We start from the raw sequence: 24651 nt of genomic DNA, 5'->3' as shown, positions 1-24651 counted from the left end.
GCGCGACGGGGGAGGCCCCAGGGGGCGCCCCGAAGCATGGACCGCCGGGGCAGGCGCCACACCCGGTGCGGCCCTGTCCCACCGGGGCCTCGCACGCCTCCGACCGGCTGTCCCGCCCTCAGTCACCCGCCCTCTCCAGCAGCGCCACCGGCCGCCCCGCGAACAGCTCCGCCACGCGTGCGTGGCCCGTGAAGTCCCGCCCCGGTTCCAGTGCGTCGGCCCAGCGGCCCGGTGGCAGCGGCAGGCGGGTGTCCTGCCAGCCGCCCGCCTCCGCGAGCCGCAGGGACAGGCGGGTCACCGCCGTCAGCACCTCGCCGGAGCGGACGAACGCCAGGCAGTGCTGTGCCGCCGGTCCCTCGGCCGGCAGCGCCTGGTACGTCGCCGTGTCGCCGAAGGCGCCGGGCCGCCGGGCCCGCAGCCCCAGCGCCGCCTTCGTCACCGCCGTCTTCTCCCCGGAGGTGCCGTCCAACTCCGCGGGCGGGAAGTCCACCGCCCGCCGGTTGTCCGGGTCGACCAGCGCCCGGTACTCGGCCTCCGTGCCCTGGTAGACGTCCGGGACGCCCGGCATCGTCAGCTGCACCAGAGCCGTGCCCAGCACATTGGCCCGGATGTACGGCGCCAGCGACTCCCGGAACGCGGCGACCCGCTCACCCGGCGCCCCGCACGGCCCGGCCGCCACGAACCGCTCCACCGCCTCCTCGTACGGCGGCTCCTGCTCGGTCCAGCTGGTGTACAGGCCCGCCTCACGCACGTGCTTCAGCAGCGCCCCCTGCACCCGCTCCCGCGCGCCGGAGGCCGGCCCCAGTCCGAACACCGTCTGCCAGGCCGCCCACGCCAGCTGCGCGTCCGGCACCCCCTCCCCGGTGCGGGTCGCCTCCGCGAGCACGTCCGCCCAGCGGTCCGGGCACTCGGTGAGCACGTGCAGCGCCGCCCGGACGTCCGCACTGCGCTTGGTGTCGTGCGTGGTGGCCACCGTGCCGGTCACCGGCCAGTCGCGCTGCACACGCGCGCAGTACGCGTGGAATTCCTCCGGCGACAGCGCGGGAGCCCCCGGATTCCCGCCCACCTCGGTCGCCGACAGCAGCGGCACGTACCGGTAGAACGCCGTGTCCTCCACGGACTTGGCCCGCAGCGCCGACGAGGTCTGCGCGAACCGCGTCCGGAACTCCAGCTGGGCCGGCCCGTCGCCGTACCGCCCCAGCACCAGGTCCCGTACGACGTCCACCGCACCGGCCTCCTCGGGCACGGTGAAGGCCTGCCGGGCCTCGGCGGCGGCCTCCTCGGTGACCACGGACGCCGCATCGGCGGACTCGTAGGGCCGGTAGACCTCCATCCGTACGAGGAGCTCCTGGAGCGCCGTGCGCAGTGCCCAGGGGGCGCGGTCGCGCAGGGCGGGCTCCGGGGAGGTGGCGCACAGCCGGCTCGCCACCCGGGTCAGCCGGTCGGTCTCGGTGGCCAGCTCGTGCGTGAGGACCTTGTACGCCGCCCGCCGCACCGTTGCCTCCCACTGCCCGCCCCGGTCCGTCTGCGGGGCCGCGAAGCGCCGGTACTGCCCCAGCAGCTCCCCGAACCCGGCGGGGTCCGTGAAGACCCCGTCCACGTGCCGCAGGGCGTCGTACCCGGTGGTTCCCGCCGCGGGCCAGGACGCCGGCAGGTGCTCACCGTCGGCCAGGATCTTCTCCACGACCGTCCAGCGGCCCCCGGTCGCCTCGTGCAGCCTGGCGAGGTAGCCGTCGGGATCCGCGAGCCCGTCGGGGTGGTCGATGCGCAGCCCGTCGATCACGCCCTCGTGCAGCAGCTCGAGGATCTTGCCGTGGGTGGCCTCGAACACCTCCGGGTCCTCCACCCGCACCCCGATGAGCTCCGAGATGCTGAAGAACCGCCGGTAGTTGAGCTCGGTCCGGGCCAGCCGCCACCACACCGGGCGGTACCACTGCGCGTCCAGCAGATGCGGCAGCGGCAGATCCTCGGTGCCCTCGCGCAGCGGCAGGACGTGGTCGTAGTAGCGCAGCACGTCACCGTCGACGCGCAGCTCGTCCAGCACCTCGCCCAGCGGCCCGCCGAGGACCGGCAGCAGCACCTGGCCGTCCTGCGCCTCCCAGTCGATGTCGAACCACCGGGCGTACGGCGACTTCGGGCCCTCGCGGAGCACCTCCCACAGGGCGCGGTTGTGGCGCGGGGCCATGGCCATGTGGTTCGGGACGATGTCCACCACCAGGCCGAGCCCGTGCTCGCGCGCGGTGCGCGCCAGCGCCCGAAGCCCCTCCTCGCCGCCCAGTTCCTCGCGCACGCGTGCGTGGTCGACGACGTCGTAGCCGTGTGTCGAGCCCGGTACGGCCTCCAGGACGGGGGACAGATGCAGGTGCGAGACGCCGAGCGAGGCCAGGTACGGCACGACGGCCGCGGCTGCTCCGAACGGGAACTCGGGCTGCAACTGCAGCCGGTACGTGGCCGTGGGCACCACCGGGTCAAGTCGCTCAGGTGTCATGGAACGTACGTACCCGCCCTGCCGCCGTTCGTGTCATCCCCCGCGCCAGGTGCGTCGCGCGTCGCCCGGACGAGTGGCTTCCGGGCGACGCGCACGCGCCGGGCGGTCAGACGGGCCGCTGGAGCACCGTCATGCTGCGGTCCGGCAGGGTCAGCCGGTCCCCGGCCTGCACCTTCGGGCCGGTCTCCGAGGGCACGCCGGTCGGGAGGGCCGTGTCGACCACGACCTCCCACTGCCGCCCGTGATTGACCGGAACCACGAACTCCAGCGGCTTGGGCGAGGCGTTGAACATCAGCAGGAACGAGTCGTCGCTGATGCGCTCCCCGCGTGCGCCCGGCTCGGAGATCGCGTTGCCGTTGAGGAACACGGTCAGCGCCGACGCCTGCGCCGAGTCCCAGTCCCGCTGGGTCATCTCCCGGCCGTCCGGAGTGAACCAGGCGATGTCGGACAGGTCGTCGTGGGTGCCCTCCACGGGCCGGCCGTGGAAGAAGCGCCGCCGGCGGAAGACCGGGTGGTTGCGGCGCAGCCACACCATCGCGCGCGTGAAGCCCAGCAGCTCCTTGCTCGGCCCGCCCCGCGGGTCCCCGTCCTTCGCGTCCTCGTCCTCCGGATCCCCGTCCTCGGCGTCCTCCTCCTGCGGCCACTCGACCCAGGCCAGCTCGTTGTCCTGGCAGTAGGCGTTGTTGTTGCCGCGCTGGGTGCGGGCGAACTCGTCGCCGTGGCTGATCATGGGCACGCCCTGGGACAGCATCAGCGTCGCGATGAAGTTCCGCATCTGCCGGGCGCGCAGCCGCAGCACGTCCGGGTCGTCTGTCTCGCCCTCGGCCCCGCAGTTCCAGGACCGGTTGTGGCTCTCGCCGTCCCGGTTGTCCTCGCCGTTGGCCTCGTTGTGCTTGTCGTTGTAGGACACCAGGTCGTGCAGAGGGAAGCCGTCGTGGCAGGTCACGAAGTTGATCGAGGCCAGCGGGCGGCGCCCGTCGTCCTGGTACAGATCGGACGAGCCGGTCAGCCGCGAGGCGAACTCTGCGAGGGTGCGCTGCTCGCCCCGCCACAGGTCGCGCACGGTGTCCCGGTACTTGCCGTTCCACTCGGTCCACAGCGGCGGGAAGTTGCCCACCTGGTAGCCGCCCTCGCCCACGTCCCACGGCTCGGCGATCAGCTTCACCTGCGAGACCACCGGGTCCTGCTGCACCAGGTCGAAGAACGACGACAGCCGGTCCACCTCGTGGAACTGCCGGGCCAGCGTCGCGGCCAGGTCGAAGCGGAACCCGTCGACGTGCATGTCCGTCACCCAGTACCGCAGCGAGTCCATGATCAGCTGGAGCACGTGCGGCGACCGCATGAGCAGGGAGTTCCCGGTCCCTGTCGTGTCCATGTAGTAGCGGGGGTCGTCGGTGAGCCGGTAGTAGCGCGCGTTGTCCAGGCCCTTGAAGGACAGCGTCGGGCCCAGGTGGTTGCCCTCGGCGGTGTGGTTGTAGACCACGTCGAGGATCACCTCGATCCCGGCCTCGTGCAGAGCCTTGACCGCCGACTTGAACTCCAGCACCTGCTGGCCCCGGTCGCCCCAGGACGCGTAGGCGTTGTGCGGGGCGAAGAAGCCGATGGTGTTGTAGCCCCAGTAGTTGTTCAGGCCCATGTCGACCAGGCGGTGATCGTTCACGAACTGGTGTACGGGCATCAGCTCCAGGGCGGTGACCCCGAGCTCGGTGAGGTGCTCGATGATCGCCGGGTGCGCGAGGGCCGCGTACGTGCCGCGCAGCTCCTCCGGGAGGCCCGGGTGCCGCATGGTGAGGCCCTTGACGTGGGCCTCGTAGATGACGGTGTGGTGGTACTCGGTGCGCGGGCGCCGGTCGTCGCCCCAGTCGAAATAGGGGTTGACCACGACCGACGTCATGGTGTGCGGCGCCGAGTCGAGATCGTTGCGCCGGTCGGGATCGTCGAAGTGGTAGCCGTAGACCTCCTCGCCCCAGCGGATCGAACCGCTGATCGCACGCGCGTACGGGTCGAGCAGCAGTTTCGCGGAGTTGCAGCGCAGCCCGCGCTCGGGCGCGTACGGGCCGTGCACGCGGAACCCGTACCGCTGCCCCGGCATGACGCCGGGCACATACGCGTGCCGCACGAAGGCGTCGCTCTCCCGGAGCTCGATCGCCGTCTCCGAGCCGTCGTCGTGCAGCAGACACAGCTCTACTCGGTCCGCGGCCTCCGTGAAGACCGCGAAGTTGGTACCGGCGCCGTCGTACGTGGCACCGAGTGGATACGCCTCGCCAGGCCAGACCTGCATGGATACGACTCTTTCAGGTGTGCGGCGCCGGTGGGGACGCCTTGGTCCCGAGTCTCCCCGAAAGTGAGGGAACCTCCTATGACTTATCTCCCTCTTACCGAGTGACCAGTGCATACGCGGTATGCCAATCCATTGGGGCAATCACATACTCCCGGGGCTGTGGGGGAGTAGGGGGAAAGACGTGCGCAAGACAGTGCACCGCCACCTGGGGAAGGTGGTGGCCGGTACCGCCATCGCGGTGGCCGGGACGGCTGTGATGGCGGCGGTGACCCTGCCGGGCACGGCGGGGGCGGACGACAGCGGGACCCGGGCGGGGCAGGCCGCCCCGCAGGAGGCCGGCGCGGCGGCGGGCGCGGGCGGCCGGGCCGTGTCGCCGGGCGTCGTGGAGGCGGCCCCCGCCGAGGGGCAGAAGGGCGAGGGCCGCGACCCGCTGACCGACGACGAACTGAAGCGGGCCGAGAGGACCGCCCTCAGCAAGCAGCTGTTCCGCAGCGGCGAGAGCGTCGACGGGGACCGCGGCCCGCAGCGGCTCGGCGTCGACCTCGCCGAACCCGAGGCCGACGAGGTCGGCAGGCCGGACGCGCCCCGGCGCGCCGACGTGACGTTCTACGACTACCGGGACGACACCCTCGTGACCCGGACCGTCGATCTGGACACCGGCACGGTGGTGCACAGCGACACCCAGCACGGCGTCCAGCCGCCGCTGACCCGCGCGGAGAAGGCCGAGGCGGCCGCCCTCCTGATCGCCGACCCGCTGGGCTCGGGCCTGAAGGCCGACTACGAGGACGCCACCGGCAAGGCGCTCACCGGCCCGTACCAGCTCCAGCTCAGCGGCGCCGTCTACCGCGCCGCGCCGGGCGCCCAGCCCGCCGTGCTCGACCGGTGCGGGGAGCACCGCTGCGTCCGGCTGTTCCCGAAGGTCAAGAACGGTCCGTGGGTCGACGCCCGGTCGCTGGTGATCGACCTGAGCGCCCGCAAGGTCGCCCGGCTCGACCGCTGACCCGCCCTCCTCGCTCACCCGTCCACCTCGCTCCTCCTCGTCAGGGAGTCATCTCGTCATGCGCGTGAACAGCAACACCAAGGCCCGCACCCGGGCCGCCGTGGGCCTGACCGTGGCCGCGCTGGCCGCGGGCGCCACAGCCGGCGCGGGACCGGCCACCGCCCAGCCGAAGGCCGCACCCGCCGCGCCCGCGGCCGCCGAGTGCAGCACCGCCTACCGCATCGAGCAGAAGCTCTCCACCGGCACCACCTGGCGAATGTGCTGGCGCTACGACGGCAAGGCCGGCCTCGTGCTGGAGAACATCTCGTACCAGCCCAAGGGCGAACCCAAACAGATCAGGGTCCTCAACAGCGCCCGCCTCGGTCAGATCCACGTCCCCTACGACGACGGCAACATCGAGTACGACGACCTCACCGGCTTCGACTTCGCCCAGGGCCTGATGAACCTGGCGCCGGGCGAGTGCCCCGGCGGCACCGTCAAGACGGTCAAGGTCCCGGACTCCTGGAACGAGGACCCGAACGTCAAGGGCCTGTGCACCACCACCCGCTCCCGCGGCCACGCCTACCGCATGCAGGGCGACACCGCGAACAAGGTCTTCCAGACCGAGGGCAAGGACCTCCTCGTCTACACGGTCAACCAGGTCGGCTGGTACGAGTACATGACCGAGTGGCGCTTCCAGGACGACGGCACCGTCACCATGAACGTCGGCGCCACCGGCAGCCTCTCCTGGGACGACTACGACGCCGGCGACGGCCGCGGCTGGCCCATCGGCAAGGGCGCGAGCGCCAAGGCCACCAGCCACAGCCACAACGCCTTCTGGCGGCTCGACTTCGCCCTGGACGGCTCCACCAAGAACAAGGTCGAGCAGTACGACTCCAAAGTCAGCGCGCCCGTCCGGGGCCGGCGCGCCCCCACCACCAAGACCACCCGTACCAAGGTGACCAAGGAACTGGCCGGCGACAGCAAGGCCTACCGCTGGTGGCGCATGGTCAGCGCGATTGGCAAGAACAAGGACGGACACGCGCGCTCCTACGAGATCGTCCCCGGACCCACGACCAAGTACCCGGGCCGCAGCTACACCAAGCACGACCTGTACGTCACGCAGTACAACACGTGCGAGCTGTTCGCCAGCCACAACCCCGGCAACTGCGGGGCCGGAGCCGGTAAATCCGTCGACAAGTGGGTCAACGGCCAGACCCTGACCCACCCGGTGGTCTGGATGAACATCGGCTTCCACCACATAGCCCGGGACGAGGACCAGCAGCCCATGCCCGTCCACTGGCAGGGCTTCTCCATCGCCCCGCGCGACGTCACCGCTATGAATCCGCTCACTCCGGCCGAGCTCGGCTGGCAGAACGGGCACTGGCGGCCCCGGAGTTGAGAACTCCCCTGCCCATCCGGCTGCACCGCCGACCGCTCCCGGAGTACCCTTCCTTGATCGTTGACAAGGGGAGTGCTCGGGGAGCGGAAGGCGGTGCGCGGGTGGGCTCGGGAGGGCTGGAGCTGCCCCCTGGTGACGAGGGTCACGAGGGGAACTCCACTGACGTCCCGACCGGTGCCGTGTCCCTGGCGCGGCCGATGGACGCGACGGGCTCGATCGGCCCGGAGCTGGACTGGGACGCCGACGCCTGGCGCGAGGTGCGCACCCGCGCCCAGCGGGCCGGGCGCGCCTACATCTGGCTGAACCTCGTCGAGCAGCGGCTGCGCGCGGTCGTCGCCGCCGTGCTGCGGCCCGTCTACGAACCCGTGCACGGCGAGGACTGGGTGGTGGCCGCCGCCGGGCCGGCCGGCCAGGAGTGGGTGCAGCGCGCGGTCGCGGTCCGCGAGGTCAGCCGCCGCAAGGGCTATCTGCTCGACCCGGCCGACGACAACGTGCTCTCCTTCCTCACCCTGCCGCAGCTGCGCGAGCTGATGGTGCAGCACTGGCCCTGCTTCGAACCGTACTTCGACGACCGCCGGGACGTCGAGCTCGCCCTGGACGAGCTGGAGGTCACCCGGAACGTCGTCTCCCGCAACCGGGCCCTGTCCGAGGCCGTGCTGAACCAGGCCGAACGGGCCTCGGCCCGGCTGCTGGAGATGCTCGGCGCGGGCGGTGACGTGCCCTCGGCGCGCAGGCTGCCCGTCGACGCGGTCGAGGACCTGGTCGGTGACCGCTACGCCGACGTGGTCGCCGTCCACCCGGACCGGGTGCGGCTGATGCGGCAGTTCCCGGCCGAGGACATCTTCGGCGGCGCCCGACGTCTCGACGCCATCGGCATCGGCCTCAACCTGCTCGTGCAGAACTTCTCCGGCCGGCGTCTGGTGCGGCTGGCCGAGTCCGGCTGCCGGGTCCGGCTGCTGTTCCTCAACCCGGCCTCCAGCGCGGTCAAGCGCCGCGAGCGGGAGCTCGGCATCAAGCGGGGCGAGCTCAGCCGGGCCGTCGAGATGAACATCCTGCACATGCGCCGGGTGCGGGCCCGGCTGCGCGACCCGGGTGCCTTCGAGATCCAGGTCTTCGACGAGACGCCCCGCTTCACGGCGTACCTGGTGGACGGCGACGGCGCGGACGGCATCGCGGTCGTGCAGAGCCATCTGCGCCGCACCCGCGGCATGGAGGCACCGGTGTTCGTGCTGCGCAACGGCACCAAGGTGGTCAAGTCGGGTGAGACGGACGAAAGTGGCCTCTTCCCCACGTACCGCGAGGAGTTCGAGGTGATGTGGGCGGATTCGCGGCCGGTGTCCTGAACTGTGCTCCGGTGAGCGGTGGTTCTCCGGTCCGCCGCCGGGGCTGAGCGGAACGACGGCGGGAGTAAGCGGAGTGCGGTCCTTCGACTGTCAGTGGTGCATGGGAAGGTGGAGACCACTGGGGGAACGCACCACAAGAAGGGGGACCGCCCATGGGCTGGCACCGGGAGCTGCTGGTCGGCTTCGACCTGGAGACGACGGGCACGGATCCGTGCGAGGCGCGCATCGTCACGGGAGCCGTGATCGAGGTCAGGGGCGGGGAGCCGATCGGGTGCCGGGAGTGGCTGGCCGACCCGGGAGTGCCGATCCCCGAGGGCGCGGTGGCGGTGCACGGCATCAGCAATGAGCGCGCGGCGGCCGAGGGCAGACCGGCCGACCAGGTGGCGGATGCCCTGGCCGACGTCCTCACCTCCTACTGGAAGACGGGCGTGCCGGTCGTCGCCTACAATGCGACCTTCGACCTCACCCTGCTCTCCGCGGAGTTGCGGCGCCACGGACTGCCGTCCCTGCGCGACCGCCTGGGCGGCGTGGACCCGGCGCCCGTCATCGACCCCTACACCATCGACCGCTGGATCGACCGCTACCGCCGCGGCAAACGCAACCTCGAAGCGGTCTGCGCCGAGTACGGCGTCGTCCTCGACACCGCCCACGACGCCATGGCCGACGCCCTGGCGGCGGCCCGGCTGGCCGGGGCGATAGCCGACCGCCACCCCAAGATCGCCATGCTCGGCCCGGCGGCCCTGCACCACCGCCAGATCGAGTGGTACGCGCAGTGGGCGGCGGACTTCCAGAGCTTCCTGCGCGACAAGGGCGACCCGACCGCCTCCATCGACGGGAGGTGGCCCCTGCGGGAGTTGGCGGACGAACCGGTCTGATCCGGCGTCAGGCGGGCCGGTCGCTCAGAACGGATACCACCGCACGCTCTCGTCCCCGTCCCTCAGCGACCGCACCCGCCGCTCGAACTCGGCCAGTGCCTTCGGGTTGCTCGGTGCGTGCTGGGCGACCCAGGCGCAGCTCGCCGTCTCCCGGGCCCCGCGCAGCACACCGCAGCCGGCCCATCCGCGTACGTCCCATCCGTAGGTCTCCGTGAACGAGGCGTACGCCTCGTCCGGCAGCCCGTACCGGTCGTGGGACAGTGCCATCACCACGAGATCGTGCTCGCGCAGGTCCGCGGACACCGTCTCCAGATCCACCAGCACGGGCCCGTCGGGTCCGACGTGCACATTGCGCGGCAGCGCGTCCCCGTGGATCGGCCCCGGCGGCAGGTGCGGCGTGAGCGCGGCGGCCCGATCGGCGAACCCGTCCCGCCGCTGGCGCAGATAGGCGGCGTCCGCGGGATCGATCGCATCCCCCGCGAGCCGCAGCCACCGCTCCACACCGCCCAGCAGATCGCGGGCCGGGAGGGCGAAGGGAGGCAGGGGCGTGGCATGCACGACCCGCAGCAGTTCGGCCACATCCCGCGGCTCGGCGGGCCGCACGGCGTCCGGCAGCCGATGCCACACCGTCACCGGATGCCCATCGACCAGCAGCGCCTTCGGCTCGGCCGCACGCACCGCCGGCACACCCGCCTCGGCGAGCCACACCGCGATGTCCAGTTCGCGGCGCGCCCGGTCCAGGAGTTCGGCGTCACGGCCGACCTTGACGACCAGGTCACCGGCGGCGAACACCGCGTTCTCGCCCAGAGCGAGCAGCCGCGCCTCCCGGACCGCACCGGGCAGCACCCCTGCCGCGGCCAGTACGTCCCGCGCCCGCGCCTCGTCCATCGTCCGCCTCCGTCGTCCGTGCTTCGACCGTCGGGTTCCGGCCATCCACCGGTCAGTGTCGCATCGGCACAGGTCGGGCGGCGTACGCGGTGCCTTGACGAGGCACACGGCCTTCACGAGCATGACCAGGCCGGCAGAGCGTGCAAAGGGGCTGATTCCGTGACAACGGTGACCGAGGCTTCACCCCCTTCGCTGTCTGATCACCGGTGCGGCAGCCCTGGTCGTCGGCGCGTTCGCCCGGCACGATCTGGGCGCGCGGCCGGAGCACTACACGAAGCAGGCGACGAGCGGTACGCAGACACTGACCTCGGTCGCGAAGGGGCTGGCGATCCCCACGCTGGTCCTGGCCGTCCTCGTGGGCATCGCCTACCTGGTGGCAGCGCTCACTGGTGACCGCCTGCCGCCGCACTCCGGCACAGCTGCCGACGACTGCTCGTGGCAGGGCCCGTCGGTTGCCAGTCCCGGCAACCGACGGGCCCCATCACGCCCCCGCGGCGATCAGACCTTGAGGGGTTCACCCTCGTCGTCCCGCGCCGCCGGTGCGGCGACCGCCTGCGGCGTCTCGTCGTGCGTGAGGTCCGGCAGCCGGTGCAGCCACTTCGGCAGATACCAGTTGCCCTCGCCGAGCAGCGCCATCACGGCCGGCAGCAGCACACCACGGATGATCGTCGCGTCGATGAGCACCGCCGCCGCGAGGCCGACACCCATCTGCTTCATGGACTGCATGGACAGCGTTCCGAAGATCGCGAACACGGCGACCATGATGACCGCGGCACTGGTGACCACCCCGGCCGTGGTGACCACGCCGTGCCGGATGGCGTCCTTCGTCGCCAGGCCCCGCAGCCGCGCCTCGCGGATCCGGGAGACCACGAACACGTGGTAGTCCATCGACAGGCCGAACAGGATCACGAAGAGGAACAGTGGCAGCCAGGTGATGATCGCGCCGACGCCCTCCGCGCCCACCAGGGACGCGCCCCAGCCGTGCTGGAAGACCGCGACGAGTATCCCGTACGCGGCGCCCACCGACAGCAGGTTCAGCACGATCGACGTGACCGCGATGGTCAGCGAACGGAACGACAGCAGCATCAGGACGAAGGCGAGGACCACGACGAACGCGAACACCGGGACGACCGCGCCCGCCAGCTGGTCGTTGAAGTCCTTCGACCCGGCCACCTGCCCGGTGATGGGCGCCTCGAGACCGTCGACCTTGCCGAGCGTGGCCGGACGCACCTCGTCCCGCAGCAGGTCCAGGCTCGCGCCCGCCTTGTCCTGGTCGGAACCGCCCACGAGCGGGACGTAGACGAACGCGACGTTCTTCGCGTCGTGCAGCTTGATCTCCACCGGGCCCCGCGAGGCGCCCGAGCTGATCGCCCGCGCACGGAAGTCGGAGAGCGCGGACTTCACCTCCGGGGCGTTGATGTCGTGCGCCTTGACGATCACCTCGGCCGGCTCGGAACCGCCCGGGAAGGCGTCGTTGAGCCGGTTGTACGTCTGCACGATGGGCAGCGAGTCGCCGAACTCCTGGTCCAGGGTCAGCTGTTGCGTCTTCATGCCGAGCGCGGGAGCCGTGATGGCCAGCAGCGCACCGGCCGCCACGACGACGGCGACCACCGGCTTGGCCAGGACGCGCCGCAGGACGGCCGTCCAGAACCGGCTGTCCTGAGTGCCGCCGCTCCGCTTGCGCCGCCGCAGGACCGGCAGACGGCCCTTCTCGACGCGCTCGCCCAGCAGCGACAGCAGCGCGGGCAGCACGGTCACGGACCCCACCATGGCCACGGCCACCACCATCAGCGAGGCCAGGCCCATCGCCTCGAACTCGGCGAGCCCCGTGAACAGCATGCCCGCCATCGCCACGCACACCGTGACACCCGAGACCACGATCGCACGGCCACTGGTCGCGGCGGCGATCCGCAGGGCCGTCTGCGCGTCCCGTCCGGCCTCGCGCTCCTCGCGCTCCCGGCGCAGGTAGAAAAGGCAGTAGTCGACACCGACCGCCATGCCGACCAGCAGCATCACGGAGTTGGCGGACTCGCTCATCGGCATGACGTGGCTGACCACGCCCATGAGGCCCATCGTCGCCATGATGGCGGTGACCGCCAGCGCCAGCGGCAGCAGCGCCGCGACCAGCGCACCGAAGGCGATGAGCAGAATGCCGAAGGCCACCGGCACCGCGGAGTACTCGGCCTTCTTGAAGTCGTCGCCGAACGCGTCGTCGAACGTCTTCATCATGCTGGCGCCGCCGATCTCCTCGATCCGCAGCGACTCGTGAGTCTGCTGGACGCCCTCGACGGCCTTCAGCACCGGTTCGATCCGCTCGCCGGCGGTGTCCGACCCGCCGCGCATGTCGAACTGCACGAGCGCGCTGCGCCCGTCCTTCGAGATCGTCTTCGTCTCGTACGGCGAGGTCACCTCGGTGACCCGGCCGGTCCCCTCGACGGCCCGCACGACCGCCTCCACGGCGTCCCGGAACTCGGCGTCCGTCGCCTTCAGGTCACCGCCCCTGGCCTGGATCAGCACGGTCTCACCGGCCGGTTCGTCGATGCCGGCGTCCTCGACGATCCGCGCGGCGGTGTGCGTCTCGCCCTTCAGCTGGTCGCTGTCCTTGACGTCGACCCGGCCCGCAGCCGAACCGAGCCCCATCGCCAGGACGACGAACAGCACCCAGATGCCGACGGCAGCCCATCGGTGCCGGGCGCTCCAGCCGCCGGCCCGGGCGGCGAGGCCCCGCACCCGTATGTCTCCGTTCCCCATGACGGGCTTGCCCCCTCGTGATGCGGTGGCGGCCCCCTGCCGCCCCCTTTCGTCTCGAAGGTATGGGCCGGATAAAGCCATCTCGTCGTGCTGCCCGGTGAAGTGGGGGAGCCGGAACTCATCCCCATGGAGCGAGCCCTCTCCCCACTGGGGAGGACCTCAACGGACCGTGGCCCCTTACACCTATCGCCGGACATGTCCGGCTCCCCGGGTGTGTGGATCCTGAGTAAACGGTTGTGCCCCGCAAAGACCGGTGAGTAATTTACGGGGCCGGGCAACTGCCCGCGGCGGCCGTCGTGCCCACCCCCACGGGGCACGACGGCCGCCTTATCGTGAGCGGATGACGACGACATACGCGGCCCTGCTGCGCGGCATCAACGTGGGCGGCAGCAGGAAGGTCCCCATGGCCGACCTGCGCACGCTCCTGGCGGACCTCGGCCTCGACGACGTCCGCACATACCTGCAGAGCGGCCAGGCCGTGTTCGCATCCGGCCACGGCGACCAGGAGTCGCTGGCCGGTGAGATCGCGCGAGCCATCGAGAAGCACTTCGGCTTCGGCGTCGACGTGATCGTGCGCGACCACGCCTATCTGCGGGCCATCGCCGACGCCTGCCCGTTCCCGGCCGCCGACCTGGAGCCCAAGCAGCTCCACGTCACCTACTTCTCCGCCCCCGTCACCCCCGACCGCTTCGCGGAGATCGACCAGGAGGCCTGCCACCCCGAGGAGTTCCGCCTCGGCGACCGGGCCCTGTACCTGTACGCGCCGAACGGCCTGGGCCGCTCCAAGCTGGCCGAACACCTGTCGAAACCGCGCATCACCAAGGGCGTGATCGCCACCACCCGCAACTGGAACACGGTCGTCAAGCTCGTGGAGATGACCGGTGCCTGAGCACAACCCGGCCGTCGAGTCCGCGATGGAGGGCGAACTCGCCCTGCTCACCCCGAAGGTCCGCCGTTCACCCGACCGGGTCGGGGCACTGCTGCACCCCGACTTCCACGAGTTCGGCGCCTCCGGCCGGCACTGGAGCCGGGCGGCCATCATCGCCTCCCTGGCCGCGACCACCCAGACCGGCGCCCCCCGGCCCGTCGCCGTCTCCGCCCTCAGGGGCGTGCAGCTCGCCCCGGACCTGGTCCACCTCACCTACGACACCGAGTACGACGGCAGCCGCGCACACCGCAGTTCGCTGTGGCGGCGCACGGAGGGCCGCTGGCTGCTCTACTTCCACCAGGCGACCCCGTTCAGCGAACGGGCAACGTAGCGCCGGTCCCCGGGGCATGGCGTGCAGGACGTCATGCCGGCCCTGCCCTCCGGGGCCGGGCCAACCCGCTGGTCGCCTCCGTGAACACCTCCGCCGTCCGCTGCGTACCTACCGACGGACGGCACGAGAACGGAGTCTCGCGAGAGGAATCGCACGGCCACCGACAGGAGCCCGCAGTCATGAGCGACACGAACCTCGTCTACGCCTACGCGGTCCTGCGCCGCACCCCCGAGGCCGCTGCGGCCACGGCCCACCTGCGCGGTGTCGCCGGCGAGCCGATCCACCTGCTCGACCCGGCGGTCACCAGCCCGCCGCTCGCCTTCGCCGTCGGCCCCGTCCCGCCCGCCGACTACGACGACGCTCCCCTCCAGGCCCACCTCGACGACCTGGACTGGCTGGAGTCCACGGTCCGCTCCCATCACGCCGTCGTGGCCGCGCTGGTGGCCTCCGGCGCCGCCGTGCTGCCCCTGCGCCTCGCCACCGTCTACCGCGACGAGGACACCGCCCGGCAGGCCCTCGACACCCGCCGCGGCTACTTCCTCTCCCTGCTCGACCGCCTCACGGGCCACGTCGAACTCGGCGTCAAGATCTACGCCGCGCCGGACATCACCCCGCCCGAGGCCGACACCGACCCCGGGCAGGACCCGGTCACGGGTTTCGGCGTCGGGCGTCCCTACCAGGTGATCCGCCGCCGCAGACAGCGCAGGAACGAGGAGGCCTGGCGTACGGTCGCCCAAGCGGCCGCCCGCCTCACCGAAACGGCCGGGACACTCGCAGTCGACCGCGTCACCCACACCCCCGAACGCGGCAGCCTGGCGGGCACGGCCCCCGGCACCAACATCGGCAATGACGCCTACCTCGTCCCGAAGGACCGGGTCACCGCGTTCCGCACGGGCATCCTCACGGCCGCCCAGGGCGTCCCCGGCCTCCGCGTGGAGATCACCGGCCCGTGGGCCCCGTACTCCTTCGCCCTCCAGCCGGAACCGCACGAGGAGACGGCGGCGTGACCCGTCAGGCGCTCACGGCCGCCGGCAGCGGCATCCGGGCCGCCTCGTACCGCTGGAGCACCACCCGGGCCACCTCCGGCGCCGGTCCGAGGACGTCCGCCAGAACATCCGCCTCCGCCGCGCCGCGGGCGATGCGGTCCGGGAGGAAGCCGGGGGCCAGGACGTAGGGGGCGACGGCGACCCGGGAGCAGCCGAGGGCGCGGAGTTCGCGGACGGCGTCCTCCGTGCGGGGGAGGGATGCGGAGGCGAACGCAGGCCGCACGGCGCACCAACCGGTGTGCCGCCACTCCCGCGCGATTTCTGCGATCACTGCGATCGCCTCCGGGTCGGTGGACCCCGCCGAGGCCAGGACGACCCCGGTCGAGGACTTGTCGGCGGGGGTCAGCCCCGCCTCGTACAGGCGCCGTTCCAGCGCTGCCGTGAGCAGCGGGGAGGGGCCGAGGACGTCCGCCTGGTGGACGCGCAGCTGCGGGGGCGCGTCCGCGAGGACCGCGGGGATGTCCGCCTTCGCGTGGAAGGCCCGGGTGAGGAGGAGGGGCAGGGCGACGACGTCGCGGACGCCCTGCACCGCCAGGGACTCCAGGACCCCTTGTACCGAGGGGACGTTGAAGTCCAGGAAGCCCGTCTCCACCCGTACGTCGGGGCGCGTCGCGCGCACCCGGCGCACCAGGGCGTGCACCGTCGCGGCATGGCGCGGGTCGCGGCTGCCGTGGGCGATGACGAGGAGGACGGGCTTGTTCGTCATGGGACTCAGCTCTTCACCAGCAGGCCGCGGCTGCGCAGCACCCACCGCTCCAGGGGGCTGAAGATCAGCAGGTCGATGGCGATGCCGACGATCAGGATGAGCAGGATGGCCTCGAACACCATCGCCATGTCGCTGGCGTTGCGGCCGTTCTCCAGCAACTGGCCGAGGCCGACGCCGAGGTCGGGGAAGGACGCGATGATCTCGGCGGCCATCAGCGAGCGCCAGGAGAAGGCCCAGCCCTGCTTCAGGCCTGCCACGTAGCCGGGCAGGGCGGCGGGCAGGACGATGTGCCAGGTGCCCTTCAGGCCCGTGGCGCCGAGCGTGCGGCCCGCGCGCAGGAACAGCGGGGGCACCTGGTCGACGCCCGAGACCAGGCCGTTGGCGATCGAGGGGACCGCGCCGAGCAGGATCACCGCGTACATCATCGAGTTGTTCAGCCCCAGCCAGATCACCGCCGGCGGCACCCAGGCGACCGACGGCAGGGACTGCAGGCCCGACAGGATCGGGCCGATCGCCGCGCGGATGAACTTCACGCGGGCGACGATCAGGCCCAGCGGCGTGCCGATCAGCAGGGCGAAGAGGAACCCGAGCAGGCCGCGCGAGACGCTGGTCCAGATGTAGCCGAGCAGCTCGCCCTGGAGCCACGCCGTGTGCACGACGTCCCACACCGCGGACGGCGCGGGCAGCTTGGTCGGGTCGTCGACGACCTTGAACGAGACGAGTGCCTGCCAGACCGCGAGGACCAGGGCGACGGCGAGGACGGGCGGCAGGATCTTCTGGGTGAAGGTCTGCCGGAACGGGGTCCGGCTCGTCTGCCGCGTCTCCAGCGCGTCGAGGCCCGCCTCCAGCCCGGCGAGATCGTTGCCGTCCTTGGCGACGGTCGTCGAATCAGTGCTGGCCATGACGGCGGATCTCCCCACGCAGTTCTTCGGTGATCTCGACGGACAGTTCCGCCACGGCGGTGTCCTCGATGCGGCGCGGATGCGGGATGCCGACCGTCCACTCACGAGCGATCCGCCCGGGACGGGACGACAGCAGCACCACGCGCTGCGCGAGCCGCACGGCCTCGCGCACGTTGTGCGTGACGAACAGGACGGACACCTGCGTCTCGCGCCAGATGCGGGTCAGCTCGTCGTGCAGCACGTCCCGGGTGATGGCGTCCAGCGCCGCGAACGGCTCGTCCATCAGCAGCAGCTTGCTCTCCTGCGCGAGCGCACGGGCCAGCGCGACGCGCTGGCGCATGCCGCCCGACAGTTCGTGCACCCGCTTGCCGTATGCGCCCTTCAGCCGCACCAGTTCGAGCAGCTCCTCGGCACGCTCCCGGCGCTCGGCCTTCGGCACGCCCCGAAGCTTCAGGGCGAGTTCGATGTTCTTGCCCGCGGTCAGCCACGGGAACAGCGCGTGCTCCTGGAACATCAGCGCCGGCCGTCCGTCCGTGGCGATCTCGCCGGCGCTGGGGCGGTCCAGGCCCGCCACCAGGTTGAGCAGGGTGGACTTGCCGCAGCCCGAGGCCCCCAGGAGGGTGACGAACTCTCCGGGCGCGACATCGAGGGTGATGTCGTCCAGGACGAGCTGCTGTCCGGCGGGGCCCGCGAACGCCTTCGACACGTGCTCGATCCGGGCGGCGTACGTGGCCGACTCGGTGCCGTCGGCGGCCTTGGCGAGGGTCGTGGCCATGGTCGTCACCTCCTGGGAACTCTTCATGCGGCTTCGGGATGCGGGCTTACTTCACGCCGAGACCGGCGTCGTCGACCGCGGGCTCGCCCTCGGCCTTGAGGACCTTGTTCAGCGGCGCGAGGTCGTAGATGCCCTTCAGGTCCGGCTTCGTCAGCAGGCCCGCCTTCACCGCGTGCTCCGCCTCGGTGTTGAGGGTGGAGGCCAGCGGGTCGTCGGTGAACCGGATCGACCTCCATGCCGGGTCCAGCACATCGGCCGGCAGCGCCTTGCCGGAGTCCGCCTCCAGCTGCTTGTTCGCCGCCGCCTTCGCCGCGTCCGGGTTGGCGTTGATCCACCTGTTGGTCTCGACCGAGCCCTTGAGCACGGCCTCGACGACCTTGGGGTGCTCCTTCAGGAAGTCCTGACGCACGATGATGTTCGTGATCACGAACTTCTTGTCCGGCCACAGCGTCGACTCGTCGAGCAGCACCTTGCCGCCCTCGGCGACCAGCTTCGACGCGGTCGGCTCCGGCACCCACGCGCCGTCGACCGAACCGGACTTGTAGGCGTCCGGGGTGACCTTGTTGTCGCTGCGGACGACCGTGACGTCACCCTTGCCGCTCTGCGGGTCGACCTTCCAGCCCTGCTCCGCGGCCCAGTTGAGGAACGCCACGTCCTGCGTGTTGCCGAGCTGCGGGGTCGCGATCCGCTTGCCCTTGACGTCCTTCAGCGACTTGATCTTGTCCGGGTTCACCACGAGCTTCACGCCGCCGGAGGCCGAACCGCCGATGATGCGCAGGTTCTTGCCGGCGGACTTGGTGTAGCCGTTGATGGCGGGGGAGGGGCCGATCCAGCCGATGTCGATGGACTTCGAGTTGAGCGCCTCGATCTCCGAGGGACCGGCGTTGAAGACGGCCGGCTTGACCTCGGTGGCGCCGAGCGCCTTCTGGAAGATGCCCTTCTGCACACCCACCAGCGCGGTGCCATGGGTCAGATTGCCGAAGTAGCCGATCTTGACGGAGTCGAGTCCGTCGATCTTCTTCGCCCCGGCGGCGACCTTGGCGGCGCTGTCGTCGTCCTTGGCCTGGGAGCCGTAACCGCAGGCGGCCAGCGTGAGCAGGGGAAGTGCGGCGATGACCGCGAGACCGCGGCGAAGAGCGGATGAAGCAGGCACGGGAGGTGGTCCTCTCGCCAGGCCCGGCGGTCACGGTCTCTCAGGTCGTGGCCGGGAGGTCGGCAGGTTTTCGTCTACGGCGGTGGGGGGTGAGGGCGCGCAGGCAGTGCGCGTACGTCAGCACACACATCGCGCCACTCCGCCCTGCCCTCGCCCAAACTCCGTTCGGGGGCACCCCCAGCCGAGAGCACTGCTGCCGACGCGGCCGCCCTCCTTGGCGAACATCGAGTAGAAGTCGGAGGAGGTCATGTCAGAAGTCCCACCCGTCGTCCTCGGACTCGTCCTTGACCGGCTCGGGGGCCGCGAAGGACTCGCCGACCATGCCGGCGGTGAGGGTGGTGCCGTCGTTCGGGTCGATCAGGATGAACGAGCCGGTGCGGCGCGAGTCGGCGTAGGAGTCGACCGGCAGGGGCTCGGCGGTACGGATCTTCACCCGGCCGATGTCGTTGGCGACGAGTTGTCCCGGGTGCGGGTGCAGGGACAGGTCGTCGAGCGTGAGGCGGGACGGGATGTCCTTGACGATCGCCTTGACCGTGCGGGTGCCGTGCTTGAGCAGCACCCGGTGCCCGACCGTCAGCGGGGCGTCGGCGACATGGCAGACGGTCGCCTCGATGTCCTGCGTGGTCGCGGGCGCGTCCTTGCTCGGCACGATCAGGTCGCCGCGCGAGATGTCGATGTCGTCCTCCAGCAGGAGGGTCACCGACTGCGTCGTCCAGGCCACGTCCACCGGCTCGCCCAGCAGGTCGATGCCGGAGATCTTCGAGGCGCGGCCCGACGGCAGTACCGTGACGGACTCGCCGACGCGGAAGGAACCCGCCGCGATCTGACCGGCGTAGCCCCGGTAGTCCGGGTGGTCCGGGCCCTGCGGCCGGATCACGTACTGCACGGGCAGCCTTGCGTGGCAGTGGCGCAGATCGTGCGCGACGGGGACCGTCTCCAGGTGCTCCAGCACGGTCGGACCGCCGTACCAGTCCATGTTGGCGGAGGGCTCCACCACGTTGTCGCCGACGAGCGCCGAGATCGGGATCGCGGTGACCTCGGGGACGCCCAGCTCGGTCGCGTACGCCGTGAACTCCTCGGCGATGGCGGCGAACACCGTCTCCTCGTAGCCGGCGAGGTCCATCTTGTTGACCGCGAGGACCACGTGCGGCACGCGCAGCAGGGCGGCGATGGCCGCGTGCCGGCGGGTCTGCTCGACCACGCCGTTGCGGGCGTCGACGAGGATCACCGTCAGCTCGGCGGTGGAGGCGCCGGTGACCATGTTCCGCGTGTACTGCACATGGCCGGGGGTGTCGGCGAGGATGAACCGCCGCCGGGGCGTGGCGAAGTAGCGGTACGCCACGTCGATCGTGATGCCCTGCTCCCGCTCGGCGCGCAGGCCGTCCGTCAGCAGCGCGAGGTCCGGGGCCTCCTGACCGCGGCTCGCGGAGACGCGCTCCACGGCCTCCAGCTGGTCGGTGAGGACCGACTTGGAGTCGTGCAGCAGCCGCCCGACGAGGGTGGACTTGCCGTCGTCGACGGAGCCGGCGGTGGCGAACCGCAGAAGCGTCGTTTCCGCGAGTTCCTCGGTGGTGATGGTGCTCATCTCTAGAAGTACCCCTCGCGCTTGCGGTCTTCCATCGCGGCCTCGGACATCTTGTCGTCGGCGCGGGTGGCGCCGCGCTCGGTGAGCCGGGAGGCGGCGATCTCCACGATCACCTTCTCGATGGTGTCGGCCTCGGAGTCCACCGCGCCGGTGCAGGACATGTCACCCACGGTCCGGTAGCGGACGAGCCGCTTCTCGACGGTCTCGCCGTCCTTCGGGCCGCCCCACTCGCCGGCGGTCAGCCACATGCCGCTGCGGGAGAACACCTCGCGCTCGTGCGCGTAGTAGATCTGCGGCAGTTCGATGCCCTCGCGGGCGATGTACTGCCACACGTCCAGCTCGGTCCAGTTGGACAGCGGGAACACGCGCACGTGCTCACCGGGCGCGTGCCGGCCGTTGTAGAGGTTCCACAGCTCCGGGCGCTGCCGGCGCGGGTCCCACTGGGAGAACTCGTCGCGCAGGGAGAACACCCGCTCCTTGGCCCGGGCCTTCTCCTCGTCGCGGCGCCCGCCGCCGAAGACGGCGTCGAACTTCTCCGCCTGGATCTTCTCCGTCAGCGGCAGCGTCTGCAGCGGGTTGCGGGTGCCGTCCGGGCGCTCCTTGAGGACACCGCGGTCGATGTAGTCCTGCACGGAGGCCACGTGCAGCCGCAGGCCGTGCCGCTCGACCGTGCGGTCGCGGTAGTCGAGGACCTCGGGGAAGTTGTGCCCGGTGTCCACGTGCAGCAGCGAGAACGGCACCGACGCCGGCCGGAAGGCCTTCAGCGCCAGGTGCAGCATGACGATGGAGTCCTTGCCGCCGGAGAAGAGGATCACCGGCCGCTCGAACTCGCCCGCCACCTCGCGGAAGATGTGCACCGCCTCGGACTCGAGGGCGTCGAGGTGCGACAGCGCGTACGGGCTGCCGGTCTCCTCGGAAACGGTGGCGACGGTCGTCATGCCAGTCCCCTTTCGGTCAGCAGGGCGAACACGGAAGCCGCGGACTCCTGCACGGTCTGGTTCTGCGACTCGATGCGCAGATCGGGCGACTCGGGCGCCTCGTACGGGTCGTCGACCCCGGTGAGCCCGCTCAGCTCACCGGCGGCCTGCTTGGCGTACAGACCCTTCACGTCCCGCTCGCTGCACACCTCGACGGGCGTCGCGACATGCACCTCGACGTACGCGGTGCCGTTCGCCTGGTGGCGCTTGCGCACCGCATCCCGGCTGTCCTGGTAGGGCGCGATGACCGGGACGAGGGCCAGCACGCCGTTACGGGCGAGCAGTTCGGCGACGAAGCCGATGCGCTGCACGTTGGTGTGCCGGTCCTCGCGGCTGAAGCCGAGGCCCGCCGAGATGAACTCGCGGATCTCGTCGCCGTCGAGCACCTCGACCCGGTGGCCCTCCTCGCGGAGCCGGCCGGCCAGTTCGTAGGCGATCGTGGTCTTGCCGGCGCTCGGCAGACCCGTGAGCCAGACGGTGGCTCCGGTCGTCACGTCACTCTCCTGAATCGTCGTCATCCGTGCAGTCCGCACTCGGTCTTGCTCCGGCCCGCCCAGCGCCCGGCGCGCGCGTCCTCGCCCTCCAGGACCCGGCGGGTGCAGGGGGCGCAGCCGACGGACGCGTAGCCGTCCATCAGCAGCGGGTTCGTCAGGACGCCGTGCTCGGTGACGTACGCGTCGACGTCGTCCTGGGTCCAGCGGGCGATCGGCGAGATCTTGACCTTCTGCCGCTTCTCGTCCCAGCCGACCACCGGGGTGTTCGCCCGGGTCGGGGACTCGTCGCGGCGCAGACCGGTCGCCCAGGCCCGGTAGTCCTTCAGGCCCTGCTCCAGCGGCTGCACCTTGCGCAGCTTGCAGCACAGGTCGGGGTCGCGGTCGTGCAGCTTCGGGCCGTACTGCGCGTCCTGCTCGGCGACGCTCTGGCGCGGGGTGAGCGTGATGAGGTTGACGTCCATCACGGCCTCGACCGCGTCGCGGGTGCCGATGGTCTCCTCGAAGTGGTAACCGGTGTCGAGGAAGACCACGTCGACGCCCGGCATGGCGCGGGCGGCGAGGTGGGCGACCACCGCGTCCTCCATCGAGGAGGTCACGCAGAACTGCTTGCCGAACGTCTTCGCCGCCCACTGGAGGATCTCCAGCGCGGAGGCGTCCTCGAGATCGCGGCCCGCCTGCTCGGCGAGCTGCTTCAGGTCCTCGGTGGTGCGCTCTTCCTGAGCGGTCGTCATATCTGTGCCCCTCCGGAATCGGATCGCTTCAGGCTCCCCTGGTGAAGGGCGTTCGCCTCCGGAGCGCCGAAGTCGGCGTCGCGCAGCCGACCGTGCTCAGCCCCTCCTTCGTCGGGGCCTCCGCGCGCTCGGCCACTCGACTCCGACGCGCTCCCTTGGCTCACGCCCTGGGCCAGCAGCCCGAGGAACCTCAACGAGAAGGCCCGGCTGCACGCCGCGCATTCCCACGCGCCGTGCCTGCCCTCGGCGGCCTCGCTCGGACGCAGGTCCTCGTCGCCGCAGTAGGGGCAGTAGAACGGTGCCGCGCGCTCGCTCACGACAGGGCCTCCTCGCCGGCCCGCGCCGCCCAGGTGGCGAACCGCTCGCCGTCCTCGCGCTCGGCCTGGAACCGCTTCAGGACGCGCTCGATGTAGTCCGGCAGTTCGTCGGAGGTGACCTTCAGACCGCGCACCTTGCGGCCGAATCCGGCCTCCAGGCCCAGGGCGCCGCCCAGGTGCACCTGGTAGCCCTCGACCTGCTCACCCTGGTCGTTGAGCATGAGCTGGCCCTTGAGACCGATGTCCGCGACCTGGATACGGGCGCAGGCGTTCGGGCAGCCGTTGAGGTTGATGGTGAGCGGCTCGTCGAAGTCGGGCAGGCGGCGCTCCAGTTCGTCGATCAGCTGCGAACCGCGCTGCTTGGTCTCGACGATGGCCAGCTTGCAGAACTCGATGCCGGTGCAGGCCATGGTGCCGCGCCGGAACGAGGAGGGCCGGGCGGTCAGGTCGAGCGCCTCGAGGCCCTCGACGAGCGACTCGACCTTGTCCTCCGCCACGTCGAGGACGATCATCTTCTGCTCGACGGTGGTGCGCACCCGGCCCGAGCCGTGGGCCTCCGCGAGGTCGGCGATCTTCGTGATCGTCGCGCCGTCGACGCGTCCCACGCGCGGGGCGAAGCCCACGTAGAACCGGCCGTCCTTCTGCCGGTGCACACCGATGTGGTCGCGCCACAGCTGGGACGGCTGCTCGGGAGCCGGGCCGTCGGTCAGCTTGCGCTTCAGGTACTCGTCCTCCAGCACCTGCCGGAACTTCTCCGGGCCCCAGTCGGCGACGAGGAACTTCAGCCGGGCGCGGTTGCGCAGCCGGCGGTAGCCGTAGTCGCGGAAGATCGAGATGACGCCCTCGTAGACGTCCGGCACCTCGTCGATCGACACCCAGCTGCCCAGGCGCACGCCCAGCTTGGGGTTGGTGGACAGCCCGCCGCCGACCCACACGTCGAAGCCGGGACCGTGCTCGGGGTGGACGACACCGACGAACGCGACGTCGTTGATCTCGTGCACCACGTCCAGCACCGGCGAGCCCGAGATCGCGGTCTTGAACTTCCGGGGGAGGTTCGAGTACGCCGGGTTGTTCAGCACCCGGCGCTTCATCTCCTCCAGGGCCGGAGTGGCGTCGATGATCTCGTCCTCGGCGATGCCCGCCACCGGGGAGCCGATCATCACACGCGGGGTGTCGCCGCAGGCGGTGACCGTCGACAGGCCCACGCCCTCCAGCCGGTTCCAGATCTCGGGCACGTCCTCGATCCGGATCCAGTGGTACTGGACGTTCTGCCGGTCCGTGATGTCGGCGGTGCCGCGCGCGAACTCCTGCGAGACCTCACCGATGACCCGCAGCTGCCGTGTGGTCAGCGCCCCGCCGTCGATCCGGACGCGCAGCATGAAGTACTCGTCGTCCAGCTCCTCCGGCTCCAGGACGGCCGTCTTGCCGCCGTCGATACCGGGCTTGCGCTGGGTGTACAGACCCCACCAGCGCATGCGGCCGCGCAGGTCGTTCGGGTCGATCGAGTCGAAGCCCCGCTTGGAGTAGATCGTCTCAATGCGTGTCCGCACATTGAGACCGTCGTCGTCCTTCTTGAACTGCTCGTTGCCGTTCAGCGGGGTGTGGTGCCCCACGGCCCACTGACCCTCACCGCGGTGACGGCTCACCTTGCGGCGGGGAGTCGCGGCAGCAGGGTTGTGCGGGGTGGCGGCCATGGTTG

Annotated in this window: 20 protein-coding genes; 7 read left to right on the top strand and 13 right to left on the bottom strand. The window is 71.2% G+C overall.

Annotation, left to right across the window (positions count from 1 at the left end; genetic code table 11):
• Positions 1-118: 118 nt before the first annotated feature.
• Positions 119-2488, bottom strand: a complete 2370-nt coding sequence (gene treY, locus HDC93_RS14300; RefSeq protein ID WP_185010764.1) for a malto-oligosyltrehalose synthase — start codon at positions 2486-2488, stop codon at positions 119-121.
• A 106-nt stretch (positions 2489-2594) separates the two neighbouring features.
• Positions 2595-4769 carry a glycogen debranching protein GlgX gene (glgX, locus tag HDC93_RS14295; RefSeq protein WP_185010762.1) on the bottom strand — a complete coding sequence of 725 codons (2175 nt, stop codon included), beginning with the start codon at positions 4767-4769 and terminating at the stop codon, positions 2595-2597.
• A gap of 181 nt (positions 4770-4950) precedes the next feature.
• Between glgX and HDC93_RS14290 the strand changes: the two genes are divergently transcribed.
• From HDC93_RS14290 to HDC93_RS14275, 4 genes are all read left to right on the top strand, one after another.
• Complete coding sequence (locus HDC93_RS14290; protein ID WP_185010760.1) at positions 4951-5769, top strand: Tat pathway signal sequence domain protein; 819 nt, start codon at positions 4951-4953, stop codon at positions 5767-5769.
• Between the two features lie 58 nt (positions 5770-5827).
• On the top strand, positions 5828-7150 hold the full coding sequence (locus tag HDC93_RS14285) for a copper amine oxidase (RefSeq protein ID WP_185010758.1): 1323 nt from the start codon (positions 5828-5830) through the stop codon (positions 7148-7150).
• Positions 7151-7251: 101 nt separating this feature from the next.
• Complete coding sequence (locus tag HDC93_RS14280; protein WP_185010756.1) at positions 7252-8493, top strand: SAV2148 family HEPN domain-containing protein; 1242 nt, start codon at positions 7252-7254, stop codon at positions 8491-8493.
• Between the two features lie 152 nt (positions 8494-8645).
• The gene (locus HDC93_RS14275; RefSeq protein ID WP_185010754.1) at positions 8646-9368 is read left to right on the top strand and encodes a 3'-5' exonuclease; all 723 of its coding nucleotides are present in this window, start codon (positions 8646-8648) and stop codon (positions 9366-9368) included.
• A gap of 24 nt (positions 9369-9392) precedes the next feature.
• Here the strand turns inward: HDC93_RS14275 and HDC93_RS14270 are convergent, their stop codons facing one another.
• Together HDC93_RS14270 and HDC93_RS14265 are read right to left on the bottom strand one after the other, a co-directional pair.
• Entirely contained in the window at positions 9393-10256 is an 864-nt protein-coding gene (locus tag HDC93_RS14270) for a phosphotransferase enzyme family protein (RefSeq protein WP_185010752.1), read from the bottom strand.
• Between the two features lie 498 nt (positions 10257-10754).
• Entirely contained in the window at positions 10755-13007 is a 2253-nt protein-coding gene (locus tag HDC93_RS14265; protein ID WP_185010750.1) for an MMPL family transporter, read from the bottom strand.
• Between the two features lie 340 nt (positions 13008-13347).
• On the opposite strand from HDC93_RS14265, the gene HDC93_RS14260 reads away from it, so the two are divergent.
• The 3 genes from HDC93_RS14260 to HDC93_RS14250 all read left to right on the top strand — a co-directional run bounded on the left by HDC93_RS14260 (position 13348) and on the right by HDC93_RS14250 (position 15273).
• Positions 13348-13896, top strand: a complete 549-nt coding sequence (locus tag HDC93_RS14260) for a DUF1697 domain-containing protein (protein WP_185010748.1) — start codon at positions 13348-13350, stop codon at positions 13894-13896.
• Positions 13889-14266, top strand: coding sequence for a DUF4440 domain-containing protein (locus tag HDC93_RS14255; RefSeq protein ID WP_185010746.1), 378 nt, complete (start codon positions 13889-13891; stop codon positions 14264-14266). Before HDC93_RS14260 ends, HDC93_RS14255 begins: the two co-directional genes overlap by 8 nt.
• A 179-nt stretch (positions 14267-14445) precedes the next feature.
• Positions 14446-15273: a GvpL/GvpF family gas vesicle protein gene (locus tag HDC93_RS14250; protein ID WP_185010744.1), complete on the top strand. Its 828-nt coding sequence runs from the start codon at positions 14446-14448 to the stop codon at positions 15271-15273.
• Between the two features lie 4 nt (positions 15274-15277).
• Here the strand turns inward: HDC93_RS14250 and HDC93_RS14245 are convergent, their stop codons facing one another.
• The 9 genes from HDC93_RS14245 to HDC93_RS14205 form a co-directional block, all read right to left on the bottom strand.
• A complete protein-coding gene (locus HDC93_RS14245; RefSeq protein WP_185010742.1) occupies positions 15278-16018 on the bottom strand; it encodes a sirohydrochlorin chelatase in 741 nt (246 codons plus the stop codon).
• Between the two features lie 5 nt (positions 16019-16023).
• Entirely contained in the window at positions 16024-16920 is an 897-nt protein-coding gene (locus tag HDC93_RS14240; protein ID WP_185010740.1) for an ABC transporter permease, read from the bottom strand.
• Positions 16907-17695: an ABC transporter ATP-binding protein gene (locus HDC93_RS14235; protein ID WP_185011061.1), complete on the bottom strand. Its 789-nt coding sequence runs from the start codon at positions 17693-17695 to the stop codon at positions 16907-16909. Before HDC93_RS14235 ends, HDC93_RS14240 begins: the two co-directional genes overlap by 14 nt.
• A gap of 46 nt (positions 17696-17741) precedes the next feature.
• Positions 17742-18848 (bottom strand): ABC transporter substrate-binding protein, encoded by a 1107-nt coding sequence (locus HDC93_RS14230; protein ID WP_185010738.1) that lies wholly within the window; start codon positions 18846-18848, stop codon positions 17742-17744.
• 250 nt (positions 18849-19098) lie between these two features.
• Positions 19099-20433, bottom strand: coding sequence for a sulfate adenylyltransferase subunit 1 (locus HDC93_RS14225; protein WP_185010736.1), 1335 nt, complete (start codon positions 20431-20433; stop codon positions 19099-19101).
• 2 nt (positions 20434-20435) lie between these two features.
• Positions 20436-21371: a sulfate adenylyltransferase subunit CysD gene (gene cysD, locus HDC93_RS14220; protein WP_185010734.1), complete on the bottom strand. Its 936-nt coding sequence runs from the start codon at positions 21369-21371 to the stop codon at positions 20436-20438.
• Positions 21368-21904, bottom strand: a complete 537-nt coding sequence (gene cysC / locus HDC93_RS14215) for an adenylyl-sulfate kinase (RefSeq protein WP_185010732.1) — start codon at positions 21902-21904, stop codon at positions 21368-21370. Before cysC ends, cysD begins: the two co-directional genes overlap by 4 nt.
• Before the next feature lie 20 nt (positions 21905-21924).
• Entirely contained in the window at positions 21925-22635 is a 711-nt protein-coding gene (locus tag HDC93_RS14210) for a phosphoadenylyl-sulfate reductase (protein WP_185010730.1), read from the bottom strand.
• Positions 22636-22948: 313 nt separating this feature from the next.
• Positions 22949-24646, bottom strand: a complete 1698-nt coding sequence (locus HDC93_RS14205) for a nitrite/sulfite reductase (protein ID WP_185010728.1) — start codon at positions 24644-24646, stop codon at positions 22949-22951.
• Between the last annotated feature and the right edge of the window lie 5 nt (positions 24647-24651).

The organism is Streptomyces sp. AK010 (assembly GCF_014207295.1).
Lineage (GTDB): Bacteria > Actinomycetota > Actinomycetes > Streptomycetales > Streptomycetaceae > Streptomyces > Streptomyces massasporeus.
Note: the sequence above shows the minus strand (reverse complement) of the source record. Positions and strands in the feature narration are given on the sequence as shown.